Genomic DNA, 11,143 nt, shown 5'->3' with positions numbered 1-11,143 from the left:
CCCGTCTGATCTCCCCCCCTTGCGGGGGAGATGCCCGGCAGGGCAGAGGGGGGTGCTGTCCCGCCAACTCTTCAACCATTTCACTGCCGCGCACTGGAAACAGGTTCGCGCTGGGACAAATCTACCAACGTCGCGTTCCTTCGCACCCCCCTCTGGCCTGCCGGCCATCTCCCCCGCAAGGGGGGAGATTAGCAGCTTCGCCGCCTCGCAAGCTATTTCACTACCTCCTCATAAACATCCGCCTTGAAGCCAACCAAGATGCGGTCGCCCACCTCCAGCACCGGGCGCTTGATCATCGTCGGCTTGGCCAGCATCATCGCCTTGGCCTTCTTCTCATCGAGGTTCAGCTTGTCCTTATCAGGCAGTTCGCGGAACGTCGTGCTCGCCTTGTTGAGCAGGATTTCCCAACCAACCTTGCCGATCCAGCCATCCAGCCGCTTCGCGTCCAGCCCTTCGACCCTGTAGTCGTGAAACCGATAGGCAGTGCCATGGCCCTCCAGCCAGACGCGCGCCTTCTTGATCGTGTCGCAATTGGTGATGCCGTACATTGTGATTGTCAAAAGCGTATTTCTCCGGGCTGACTGTCGAATCCGCTTCAGCCTAAAACCGCCCTTCCCGCTTTGCCAGCGCCCTGGCCCATATCTCCAGAATTTTGGGACTTGCCAATACTAAGGAATTTACCTAAGTATTTTCAGAAGCATCGAAGCAGCGGCGCGAGGAAGACCTGACCGTGGCAACAAACCCGCAGACCGCCGGTTCCAGCATCCCACCGATCGACGGCATCTTCCGGGCGCTTTCCGATCCGACGCGCCGCCGTGTGGTCGAGCGGCTGAATATGAGCCCGGCGTCAGTCAGCGAGCTGGCGCAGCCGTTCGGCATGGCCCTGCCCTCCTTCGTCGAGCACTTGAAGGTGCTGGAAGGCTGCGGGCTGGTGCACTCGCAAAAGACCGGCCGTATCAGGACCTACCAGCTCGCGCCGGAACCGCTGAAGCTTGCGGAAAACTGGCTGGCCGAACAGCGCACGCTGTGGGAGCGGCGCCTCGACCAGTTCGACGCCTACGTCATGACACTCAAGGAGAAAGACATATGAGCCAGCCCCCGCTGTTCAAACCGGACCTCAAGCTGGACCTCGTCCTCGAACGCGTTGTCGATGCGCCGCGCGAACTGCTGTGGACCGCCTACACCAAGCCCGAGCACGTCCGCCAATGGTTCACGCCGAAGCCGTGGATCATCACCGATTGCGAGATCGACCTCAGGCCCGGCGGCCTGTTTCGGACCCGCATGCAGTCGCCTGATGGCAAGCAAGTCAACGACCGGCGTTGCTGCTACCTCGACATCGTGCCGAACGAGCGGCTGGTGTGGACCGACGCGCTGCTGCCCGGCTATCGGCCATCGGGGGATCCATTGATCACCGCGGTCGTATCCTTTCAGCCGGAAGGCAAGGCGACGCGCTATACCGCGACCGCCATCCACCGCGATGAAGCGACGCGCAACAACCACGAGGAGATGGGTTTTTATGACGGCTGGGGCACGGTGCTCGACCAGCTTGCGCAATACGTCAAGACGATCTGACGGTGCCTTCTCACATGGCGGCTACCGCGTCGTCCTGGCCGCTCAGCCGCCAGCGCCCGTAGAGTTGATACCGGCCCTGCCCCAGGAAACTGTGGATGAGCACGAAGTCGCGGACCGTCCAGCCGATCGGTTCGATGGTTCGTTCGCCAAGCTTCGCGACACGCGTCCTGTCGCGCAGCAAGGTGACATGAGGTTCGAAGGAGTTCGCCAGGAAGGGCTTCAGCGGGCTGTCGGCGAGCGTGGCGCCGAGGCTGCGCCAAAAGGTCTGCAAGGGTGGGATGCCGTCGCTGCCGCGCAGCACCAATGCGCCGCCACCGAAGGCCGACAGGCGATCAAAGGAAACATTGAAAGATGCCGCCTGGACGAGCCCGCCGGCGCGGCAGGCGGCTTCCACAAGCGACATCGGCAATCCATCATGATCGCCGAGCCCAACCAGCGAGATGTGCAACTGTTCGGCCGCAATAAGCTTGCCGCGCAGGCCCAACTCACGCTGCCAGCCAGCCGCCTTCAGCGCCAGCGGCGTGGCAATCGTGCTTTCCAAAAGAATGGCGAAAAACAGCCGATCGTTGCGCCGCTGGTCCGGCTCGTCCCAGCGGAAGAAAGTCTGGCCGTTCTTGCCGATCCCGAATGAAGGCAGCTCGTTCACGGCTGATCCCTCCGGCATTTTTATCCAGCAGACTAGAACAAAACGAGAACAAATTACAAGGGAGAATAGCACCCGCGCTCGATAGCAAGGCGGCGCACCAGCGCCAGCACGTTGTCGATTGTCGGTGTCGGCTGGCCGGTCAGGCGGCCGAGCTCCTGCACCGCCGTCACAAGCGCGTCGATCTCCATCGGGCGGCCGCGCTCCAGATCCTGCAGCATCGAGGTCTTGTGCTCGCCGACATCGCCGGCGCCCTTGATGCGGCGGTCGACCGATATCGGGAAGCGGACGCCGAGGCTTTCGCCGATCGCCTGCGCCTCCAGCATCATGGTTCGGGCAAGCGCGCGGGTTGCCTCATCGGCAACGATCGCGGCAAGCGTGCTGCCGGTCAGCGCGGAAATCGGGTTGAAGGAGAGATTGCCCCAGAGCTTCACCCAGATTTCGCTGCGGATGTCGTCGCGGACGGGTACTTGCAAACCCGCTGCAACCATTTCCTCGGCAAGCCGCATGACGCGCTCGCTCTTCTCGCCCGAAGGTTCGCCAAGCGAAAAGCGAGTACCCTCGACATGGCGGATCAGGCCGGGCGCATCCACTTCGGCCGCGGGATAGACGACGGAGCCGATGACGCGCTGCGGCCCAAGCCGGTCCCAGATCGCGCCGCCGGGATCCACGGCCTGCAGCTTTGTGCCTTCGAGCGGCCCGCCAACGTCATGGAAATACCACCACGGCACGCCGTTCTGCATGGTGACGACGGCTGTGCCCGGTCCAAGCAGCGGCGCGATCTGGTCAAGCGCCGGGGCAACGGAATGGGCCTTGAGCGCCAGCACGATATAGTCCTGCACGCCAAGCTCCTCGGCTCGCGCGGCCGCCCTGACAGGAGCGACAGACTCTTGACCGTCCTCGATCAGGCGAAGTCCGTCCGCCCGGATCGCGTCGAGATGCGCGCCGCGCGCGACGATCGAAAGATCGACCCGGCCGGCCATGGCAAGCTTGGCCGCGAGATAGCCGCCGATCGCGCCGGCGCCAAAGACGGTGATCCGCATGGTCAGCCAAGACCAAGTTTGGCGGCGAGGCCGATGCGCTGCAGCTTGCCGGTCGCGCCCTTGGGGATTTCTTCCAGGATCAGGACCTTGCGCGGCACCTTGAAATCGGCGAGCCGCGTCGCGGCAAATCCGCGGATATCGGCCTCGGTCGTGGCCATGCCCTCGCGCAGCACGATCGCGGCGGCGACCTCCTCGCCAAGCTTGTCATGCGGCATGGCGAAGGTGACGACCTGCGCCACCGCCGGATGATCCATCAGCACGCCATCGACCTCGAGCGGCGAGATCTTCTCGCCGCCGCGGTTGATGATCTCCTTCAGCCGCCCGGTAACGCGCAGATAGAGATCTTCGTCGAGCACGCCCTGGTCGCCGGTATGGAACCAGCCATGGGCTAAGGCGCTGGCATTGGCGTCCGGATTGTTCTCGTAGCCGGCCATGACATTGGGACCGCGAATGACGATCTCGCCGGTCTCGCCGGCTTTCAGCAGCCGCCCGTCCGGCGCCATTACCGCCACTTCAGGCCCGGCGGCGGCGCCGACGCTGCCCGGCTTGCGCTGGCCCGGCGGCAGCCGGTTCGAGGCCATCTGGTGCGCGGCTTCCGTCATGCCATAGGATTCGATTACCGGGCAACCGAAGGTCGCTTCGAGCTCGGCCATCACCTGCGCCGGCAGGGACGCCGAGGACGAGCGGACGAAGCGCAGCGGTGCGGCCGACAGTTGATCGGCATTGCGCGCCGCGCGCGGCAGGATCGCCTGATGCATGGTCGGCACCGCCGTGTACCAGCTCGGCCGCGCCTCGCCGAGCCAATGGAAGAAACGCAGCGCATTGAAGCCCGGCGTGCAGAAAACGCTGCCGCCGGCGGCAAGCGAGGACAGCACCGCCGCGATCAGCCCATGAATGTGGAAGAGCGGCATGATGTTGAGGCAGCGATCCTCGGCCGTCAGGCCGAGCGTCGCACCGATATGGGCAGCCGAGGCGGCGAGATTGGCCTGGCTGAGCGGCACCAGCTTGGGGCGCGACGTGGTGCCGGAGGTGTGCAGCAAGAGCGCGATGTCGCCATCCTCGGCCAGGCCGGACGAAACAGACGGACCGACCGGTTTGCTCTCGATCTCGAAACTGCCGGCTGGCGCGTCACCCCGCGCGACCAGTCTCAGCACGGCTATGCCGAGGCGCTCGGCAACCGCCACCGCCGGGCCACTCTCGTCCTCGGCGACCAGGATTGCCTTGGCGCCGATATCGCTGAGATAAAAATCGAGCTCGTCGGCCCGGTAGGCCGGATTGAGCGGCGCCGTCGCGGCGGCGGCCGCCACGGCGACAAAGGCCGTCGCCATCTCCGGGCCGTTCGGCAGCACGATGGCCACCCGGTCGCCACGGCCGAGGCCGAGCGCATTGAGCCGCGCCGCCGTTTCGGCGATCAGGCGGCGCAGCCCGCCATGGGTGAGCGTGATCCTGTCCGGGGCTGCAATCGCCGGCGCATCGTCGGCTCCGGCAGCCAGCCGTTCAACAATCGATGCTGCTTCAGACAACGCGAACCTCTAGGTCGCCGACGCCCTCGACATGGCCGCGCAGAACGTCGCCGCGAATGACTGCCCCAACGCCCGCCGGCGTGCCGGAAAGAATGATGTCCCCCGGCATCAGCGTGAACAGACCTGAGAGATAGCTGATCATTTCGGGAACTTTCCAGATCATCTGGTTGAGGTCGCCAGTCTGCTTTCTCTGGCCATTGACGTCCAGCCAGATCGCTCCCTTGTCGCGATGGCCGATTGTGCTTGCCGGAACCAGCGGCGTGCATGGCCCTGATGCCTCGAAAGCCTTGCCGACTTCCCATGGGCGGCCCATGTCCTTCGCCTTCCCTTGCAAGTCGCGCCGGGTCATATCGAGAGCCACGCCATAGCCGAACACGCAGTCCAGGGCCTTTTCGACCGGGATATCGGTACCCCCGCTTTTCAGCGCCACGACCATTTCGATTTCGTGATGAACATCATTGGAGGCCGGAGGGTAGGGAAATTCTCCCGACGTATCAAGGTTGTCGGGGTTCTTCTGGAAGAAGAACGGCGGCTCCTTGTTGGGGTCGTGCCCCATCTCGACCGCATGGGCGGCATAATTGCGCCCGACGCAATAGACCCGGTGCACCGGAAACCTCTTGTCGGTTCCCGCCACGGGCAGGCTCGGGATTGCCTGCGGTTCGATGACATAGGTCGTGCCGTGCATGTTCACTGTCTTGCTCCTGCATAATATTCGACTTTGGCTTCGGCCCGTTCGATCAGCTCGGCGATCACCAGGGCGAAGGCGAAAAGGATGATGGTCAAGGCCCAGAATTCGGCCATGCGGAAATTGCGAGAGAAGGTCTCGAACAGCGCACCGTAACCGACGATGGCGACGAGCAACTGGCCGATGACGACACCCTTGACGCCGCGAATGAGGCCGAGGCGGATGCCGGCAAGGATTTCCGGCAGGGCCGCCCAAAGGATGATCTTGGTGTAAAGCGCCGGGCGCGAAGCGCCATAGGAACGCGCCATTTCGATCAGCGACGGCGAGATATGGCGGACGCCGGCGCGTGTGTCGAGAACGATGATCCAGATGGCAAACAGGAACACAGCCGCGACGATCGTCTTCTCGCCGAAGCCGAACAGGATCATCAGTACCGGAACGATCGCCGAGAGCGGCGCGCTGGAAAAGATGTTGACCCACATGCCAAGCAGGTCGTCGGCGATCTTGATGCGTCCCATCAGGATGCCCAGCGGCACGCCGATGACGATCGAGAGCGCCATGCCCATGGCGAAGGCGCGAAGCGTGGTGACCGTGGCCTTCTGCCAGGACGGGGTCTGCACGAGATCAACCGCTGCCGCCAGCACCTCGCTGAAGGGCGGCAGCAGGAAGACAAGGTTCAGCCGGCCGACAATCTCCCACATGACGCACCAGACAAGCAGGGACGCCATCATTGGTATGCGATAGCCGAACAGGGTCATTGCCGATCATTCCACATATTGCTTCAGTCCCTGCCATATCTCATCGACGGTATCGAGATAGTGCCGGTCGCGGTGAATGCGCTCAGGGTCGCCGGAGCGGTCGATTTCCGGTTCGATGATCCGCGAAACCCGGCCGGGCCGCGGCGACAACAACACGATGCGATCGGAGATGTAGACAGCCTCCTCGATCGAGTGCGTCACGAAGATGAAGGTCTTGTTCCGGTTGGTGCGCAGCCGGATCAGGTCCTCCTGGAATTTGCGCCGGTTCTGCTCGTCGACCGCCGAAAACGGTTCATCGAGGAGCAGGACGTCGGCATCGACCGACAAGGCGCGCGCCAGGCCGACGCGCTGGCGCATGCCGCCCGACAGCTCATGGGGATATTTGTCCTCGAAGCCGGCGAGACCCACTTCGGCGATGTAGCGGCGGGCGATCTCCTCGCGTTCGGCCCTGCTGGTGCCACGCAATTCCAGGCCGAAGGCGACGTTGCGCAACACGGTCGCCCAAGGCATCAGCGCAAAGTCCTGGAACACGAAAGCGCGTTCGGGGCCCGGTGCGCTGACGCGCTTGCCATTGATGGCGACGGTTCCACCATCGGCCTTTATCAGGCCCGCGATGATCTTCAACAGCGTTGTCTTTCCGCAACCGCTGGGGCCGAGAAGGCTGGTCAGCTTGCCCCGGGGAAAGTCGAGGTCGATGCCGCGCAGCGCCTCGACATTGCCATAGGTCTTGGAAATCCCCCTCACCTCGACGATTGAATCGATCCGTGCCGGCACTGGCGACGGCCCATTTCGCAATGCGGTGGCGCGCATATCAGGCACCTCTCTTCTCGGGCCTGAACACACGAGCTTCCACCCATTGCAGAAAGACCAGCGTCAGGGTGGAAAGGGCAATGATCGAGGCGATTGTTGCATACATCTCGGCGTAGTCCGCGCGCGAGCGGTGGAACGTGATGAGGTCGCCGATGCCGGTCGGGGTGATCAGCAGTTCGGCGAGCACCACGCCGACGAACCCGGCGGCGACGCCGAGGCGCAGACCGGCAAAGATCACCGGGCTGGCGTCCGGGAGAATGATCTTGGCAACGGTCTGCCACGGCGTGCCGAGGAACGACCGGCACATGACGAGCAGCGATTGGTTGACGTTGCGCACGGCCTTGTAGGTGTTGAGCACTATGACCGGCAGCGCAAGGATAATGACAGCGAGCGTCTTGGCGGTCATGCCTATCCCGTAGACGAAGGTGACCATCGGAATGAAGGCGGCGACGGGGGCTGCCTGAAGCACGATGAACACGGGAATCAGCAGCCATTCGCCGGTGCGCCAGAGGCCACAGATCGTGCCGAGGCCGACACCCAGGAACGCTGACAGGACGACGCCGAGCACCAGCGGCTGCAGTGTCGAGAGATAGGCGCTGGCCAGGCTGCCGTCGGCAAGCAGTTCGAAAAACGCGACCATGGTGTCGGAAAAGGTCGGGAAGGCGAAGCTGACGGGGATGCGGCCGGCCACTTCCCATATCGCCGCGAAGGCAGCGATCGAGACGAGCCTGAGCACGACCGGCTCTTCCCACCAGGCGCCCGTCGTGCCGCGGCTGGAAGCGGGAGCGAGGCCGGCGGCCTCGCCGTCGGTTCTAATGCTCGGGGCCATTCGCCAGGCCGCCTATTTCTTGCCGAGCTTGGCGACGGCGCGGTCTATTGCGGCGACATCCCAGAAGTCCGCGACCTTGAGGCTGGCGGGGTCGCCCTCGATCTGGCCGGCAAGGCTGAAGAAGGCAAAGTCGTCGGCGGCTGCGTCCGCTCCGCCGCCATTCAGCGCAAGGCTGCCGGCTGCGGCGGTTTCCTTGTAGTATTCGGTGATCTCGCCATCGGCTTCCGCGCCGAGATCGGGCAGCAGTTTATACTTGTTGCGGAATTCGACCGCGACAGCCGGGTTCTCGGTGATCTCGCGCGCCGTCTTCATCAATTCCTCGACCAGGATATCGACGTCGGCGGCGTTGTTCTTCAGATAATCCGCCGTGGCGAAAAGCGCTTCGTCGGAGGCGCCGAGATCCTCGACCGGCAGAACGATGAACTTGCCGGGGGCTTCGGCCTCGAGCGCGCGCCGGTTGGCGGCATCGACGATCGACGCCTTCAGCGTCCCCTGGAGCAGCGCGTTGCGGCGAACCTCGGAGCCCGGGACATAGCTGATGTTGCCGAGCTTGATGCCTTGGTTTTTCGCCATCAGCAGCATGACCGCCTCGGTGCCGGAACCGCGCGCCTGTACGGCGACGTCCTGCCCGTCCAGATCCTTCCATTCCTTGTAGAATTCGCTGTTGACGACAGGAAAGAAGCGCAGCGTCGATATCTGCGCAAAGACGCGGATCGGCACGCCTGCCTTCTGGATCAATGTATAGGGCGCGCCGATGCCGACATCGGCCTGGCCGCCGACAATCGCCTGGGCAGCCAGATCCTCGTCATTGAGAACGATGAGTTCGACATTCACGCCGCGCTCCTTGGCGCGCTCTATCGCGGCGAGCGTCTGGATGGATTCGATGCCGGGAAGGTCGCCGAATGCGATGCGCATGTCGCCCGCATTTGCGGCCGACATGAGCGGCGCACTTGCCATAACCGCAGCGAAAGCGGCGGCAAGGATGGTACGTCTGGACATGCTGGTCATTGTCATTCCTCCCGTTTCTTGTAACCATTTCCCCAATTGGTTAAGCCTATGATGCTGATTGGTCAAGGACAAATCGCACCGTTCCGGAGGCGCCGCCCCGGGAAAACTTGGTAGTTGACGGTTTCCACCAATCGTTTTAACACCGAGAAGACGAATCAATATGCGAATTGGTTAAATTGATGGACGATGCCGGTAATGGCGGCCAAGCCGCCCTGGTTCAGCTTCAGGCCTATCTGGCCCAGATGGACCATTCCGGTGAAACGCGGCTGCCCGCGGAGCGGGAACTGTGCGAGAGCCTTGGCGTGTCGCGCGGCGATCTGCGCAAGGCGCTGGCGGTGCTCGAGAAGGACGGCCGCATCTGGCGCCACGTCGGCAGGGGAACCTTCGTCGGCAGGGGGCCGGTCGAGGAGACGATCGGAATTTCCGAAATCGCGGGCCGCACAAATCCGGCCGATGTGATGCGCGCGCGCCTGATCATCGAACCCGAGATCGCGCGCGAAGCGGCGCTGCACGCCACGCTTTCCGACATCGCGGCGATGCGGCAATCGCTGGTGCAGACGCGGGAGGCGGTGACATGGCGGCAATATGAGAACATCGACAATCTGCTGCACCGGCAGATCGCGCAGGCGAGCCGTAACAATGTGCTGCTCGGCCTGTTCGATGTGCTGAACGCCGTGCGCCGGACCGTGGTCTGGGGGCGGCTTCGTGCAGAGGGCGCCCGTCCCCCGGCAGACCATCACAGCTTCGCCGACCATGAACGGATCGTCGAAGCGATCGCCGATCGCGACCTCGGCGGCGCGGCGGCGGCGATGCGCCTGCATCTGCAACAGGTCGAGCGGCGCCTGATACCTGTTCGCGAAGCCGCCGAGTAGCCGGGCTACAGCTGCGCATCAATGATTTTGAACGCACGTCTCCGCCTCGCCATTGGCGCACGTCAAAATCAATTGAGGTCCAATCGGGCAAAGATCGCTCGAGAACCAAGCTCGCCCCAGGGACGGGATAGACCTTTGGCTGGAATTTGTTGAAAGTGCCGCGCCGCTCCGGCCAAGCCGGTTTGTCGATCGATCATCTGCAAGGCGACTGTCGTGGCGGGACGAGACAATGGAGGATTTCAAGGCATGACCAACCCGACGCACCTGCCCACCGAGGGCCTCTTCATCGGCCGCGCCAGAACGAGCGATGCGTCCCACCCGCTGGTCGTCACGGTGCGCGATGGCACGGTCGTCGACATCACGTCGAGCGCCGCGCCGACCGTGCGCGATGTCTGCGAGATGCCGGATCCTGCCGCACATGTGCGCTCGGCCGAGGGCAGAGCGGTCGGCTCGCTTGATGCGATCGCCGCCAACAGTTTCCAGGCCGCACGCGATCCTGCACAGCCGTACCTGCTGTCCCCGGTCGACCTGCAGGCGGTGAAGGCGTCGGGCGTCACCTTCGTCGTATCCCTGCTCGAACGCGTCATCGAGGAGCAGGCGCGCGGCTCGGCCGAGAAGGCCGACGCCATTCGCGCCGACATCGCCGGGCTGATCGGCCATGATTTGTCGAAGCTCAAGCCCGGTTCGCCGGAGGCGATGGAGATCAAGGCCAAGCTGATTGCGCGCGGCGCCTGGTCGCAATATCTGGAGGTGGGCATCGGCCCGGATGCCGAGATCTTCACCAAGTGCCAGCCGATGGCCTCGGTTGGCTTCGGCGCCGATGTCGGCCTGCATCCGGTGTCGACTTGGAACAATCCGGAGCCGGAAATCGCGATGATCGCCGACAGCCAAGGCAGGATCGTCGGCGCCACGATCGGCAACGACGTCAATCTGCGCGATGTCGAAGGGCGCTCGGCGCTGCTGCTCGGCAAGGCCAAGGACAACAACGCCTCAGCCTCGCTTGGCCCGTTCATCCGGCTGTTCGACGCGACATTTTCCATCGACGACGTGAAACAGGCCATCGTGCGCCTGAAGGTCGAAGGCGAGGACGGGTTTTCGCTGGAGGGCGCGAGTTCGATGGCGGAGATCAGCCGCTCGCCGGAAGAGCTGGTCGCGGCGGCCATGGGGCCGCATCACCAATACCCCGATGGTCTGGCGCTCTATCTCGGCACCATGTTCGTGCCGTCGAAGGATCGCGGCGAAAAGGGCAAGGGCTTTACGCACAAGGTCGGCGACATCGTTACCATCTCGTCGGAGAAATTCGGCGCCCTGGTCAATCGCGTGCGGCTGTCGCCTGACTGCCCGCACTGGACCTACGGCGCCAGCCATCTGATGCGAGATCTCGCCAAAGCCGACCTCAT

13 protein-coding genes are annotated in these 11,143 nt (G+C 63.8%); 4 read left to right on the top strand and 9 right to left on the bottom strand.

Going from position 1 to position 11,143, the window contains the following annotated elements; genetic code table 11:
• Positions 1-212: 212 nt before the first annotated feature.
• A complete protein-coding gene (locus MESS2_RS28350; protein ID WP_040594191.1) occupies positions 213-560 on the bottom strand; it encodes an ArsC family reductase in 348 nt (115 codons plus the stop codon).
• Positions 561-730: 170 nt separating this feature from the next.
• On the opposite strand from MESS2_RS28350, the gene MESS2_RS28345 reads away from it, so the two are divergent.
• On the top strand, positions 731-1,090 hold the full coding sequence (locus tag MESS2_RS28345) for an ArsR/SmtB family transcription factor (RefSeq protein ID WP_008878061.1): 360 nt from the start codon (positions 731-733) through the stop codon (positions 1,088-1,090).
• On the top strand, positions 1,087-1,572 hold the full coding sequence (locus tag MESS2_RS28340) for an SRPBCC family protein (protein ID WP_008878060.1): 486 nt from the start codon (positions 1,087-1,089) through the stop codon (positions 1,570-1,572). Before MESS2_RS28345 ends, MESS2_RS28340 begins: the two co-directional genes overlap by 4 nt.
• A gap of 10 nt (positions 1,573-1,582) precedes the next feature.
• Here MESS2_RS28340 and MESS2_RS28335 read toward each other — a convergent pair whose 3' ends face one another.
• From MESS2_RS28335 to MESS2_RS28300, 8 genes are read right to left on the bottom strand one after another with little or no spacing between them, the layout of a single operon-like run.
• The gene (locus MESS2_RS28335) at positions 1,583-2,218 is read right to left on the bottom strand and encodes a 2'-5' RNA ligase family protein (protein ID WP_008878059.1); all 636 of its coding nucleotides are present in this window, start codon (positions 2,216-2,218) and stop codon (positions 1,583-1,585) included.
• Positions 2,219-2,271: 53 nt separating this feature from the next.
• The gene (locus MESS2_RS28330; RefSeq protein WP_008878058.1) at positions 2,272-3,258 is read right to left on the bottom strand and encodes a 2-dehydropantoate 2-reductase; all 987 of its coding nucleotides are present in this window, start codon (positions 3,256-3,258) and stop codon (positions 2,272-2,274) included.
• Between the two features lie 2 nt (positions 3,259-3,260).
• On the bottom strand, positions 3,261-4,781 hold the full coding sequence (locus MESS2_RS28325) for an acyl--CoA ligase (RefSeq protein WP_008878057.1): 1,521 nt from the start codon (positions 4,779-4,781) through the stop codon (positions 3,261-3,263).
• Complete coding sequence (locus tag MESS2_RS28320) at positions 4,774-5,466, bottom strand: fumarylacetoacetate hydrolase family protein (RefSeq protein ID WP_008878056.1); 693 nt, start codon at positions 5,464-5,466, stop codon at positions 4,774-4,776. Before MESS2_RS28320 ends, MESS2_RS28325 begins: the two co-directional genes overlap by 8 nt.
• A gap of 2 nt (positions 5,467-5,468) precedes the next feature.
• On the bottom strand, positions 5,469-6,224 hold the full coding sequence (locus MESS2_RS28315; protein WP_008878055.1) for an ABC transporter permease: 756 nt from the start codon (positions 6,222-6,224) through the stop codon (positions 5,469-5,471).
• 6 nt (positions 6,225-6,230) lie between these two features.
• Complete coding sequence (locus tag MESS2_RS28310; protein ID WP_008878054.1) at positions 6,231-7,034, bottom strand: ABC transporter ATP-binding protein; 804 nt, start codon at positions 7,032-7,034, stop codon at positions 6,231-6,233.
• 1 nt (position 7,035) lies between these two features.
• The gene (locus MESS2_RS28305; protein WP_008878053.1) at positions 7,036-7,863 is read right to left on the bottom strand and encodes an ABC transporter permease; all 828 of its coding nucleotides are present in this window, start codon (positions 7,861-7,863) and stop codon (positions 7,036-7,038) included.
• 12 nt (positions 7,864-7,875) lie between these two features.
• Positions 7,876-8,871: an ABC transporter substrate-binding protein gene (locus MESS2_RS28300; RefSeq protein WP_008878052.1), complete on the bottom strand. Its 996-nt coding sequence runs from the start codon at positions 8,869-8,871 to the stop codon at positions 7,876-7,878.
• Between the two features lie 179 nt (positions 8,872-9,050).
• On the opposite strand from MESS2_RS28300, the gene MESS2_RS28295 reads away from it, so the two are divergent.
• Positions 9,051-9,743 (top strand): FadR/GntR family transcriptional regulator, encoded by a 693-nt coding sequence (locus tag MESS2_RS28295; protein WP_008878051.1) that lies wholly within the window; start codon positions 9,051-9,053, stop codon positions 9,741-9,743.
• A 246-nt stretch (positions 9,744-9,989) separates the two neighbouring features.
• Positions 9,990-11,143: fumarylacetoacetate hydrolase family protein (locus MESS2_RS28290; protein WP_040594190.1), on the top strand; the 1,154-nt coding region annotated here is incomplete at its 3' end.

Source organism: Mesorhizobium metallidurans STM 2683 (assembly GCF_000350085.1).
Lineage (GTDB): Bacteria > Pseudomonadota > Alphaproteobacteria > Rhizobiales > Rhizobiaceae > Mesorhizobium > Mesorhizobium metallidurans.
This window is presented reverse-complemented; position numbering and strand designations above follow the sequence as displayed.

Excerpts from the sequence above, each read along its gene's own strand:
- MESS2_RS28340 (WP_008878060.1), top strand. The coding sequence starts at position 1,087 with ATGAGCCAGCCCCCGCTGTTCAAACCGGACCTCAAGCTGGACCTCGTC.
- MESS2_RS28330 (WP_008878058.1), bottom strand. The coding sequence starts at position 3,258 with ATGCGGATCACCGTCTTTGGCGCCGGCGCGATCGGCGGCTATCTCGCG.
- MESS2_RS28320 (WP_008878056.1), bottom strand. The coding sequence starts at position 5,466 with ATGCACGGCACGACCTATGTCATCGAACCGCAGGCAATCCCGAGCCTG.
- MESS2_RS28315 (WP_008878055.1), bottom strand. The coding sequence starts at position 6,224 with ATGACCCTGTTCGGCTATCGCATACCAATGATGGCGTCCCTGCTTGTC.
- MESS2_RS28310 (WP_008878054.1), bottom strand. The coding sequence starts at position 7,034 with ATGCGCGCCACCGCATTGCGAAATGGGCCGTCGCCAGTGCCGGCACGG.
- MESS2_RS28305 (WP_008878053.1), bottom strand. The coding sequence starts at position 7,863 with ATGGCCCCGAGCATTAGAACCGACGGCGAGGCCGCCGGCCTCGCTCCC.
- MESS2_RS28300 (WP_008878052.1), bottom strand. The coding sequence starts at position 8,871 with ATGACCAGCATGTCCAGACGTACCATCCTTGCCGCCGCTTTCGCTGCG.
- MESS2_RS28295 (WP_008878051.1), top strand. The coding sequence starts at position 9,051 with ATGGACGATGCCGGTAATGGCGGCCAAGCCGCCCTGGTTCAGCTTCAG.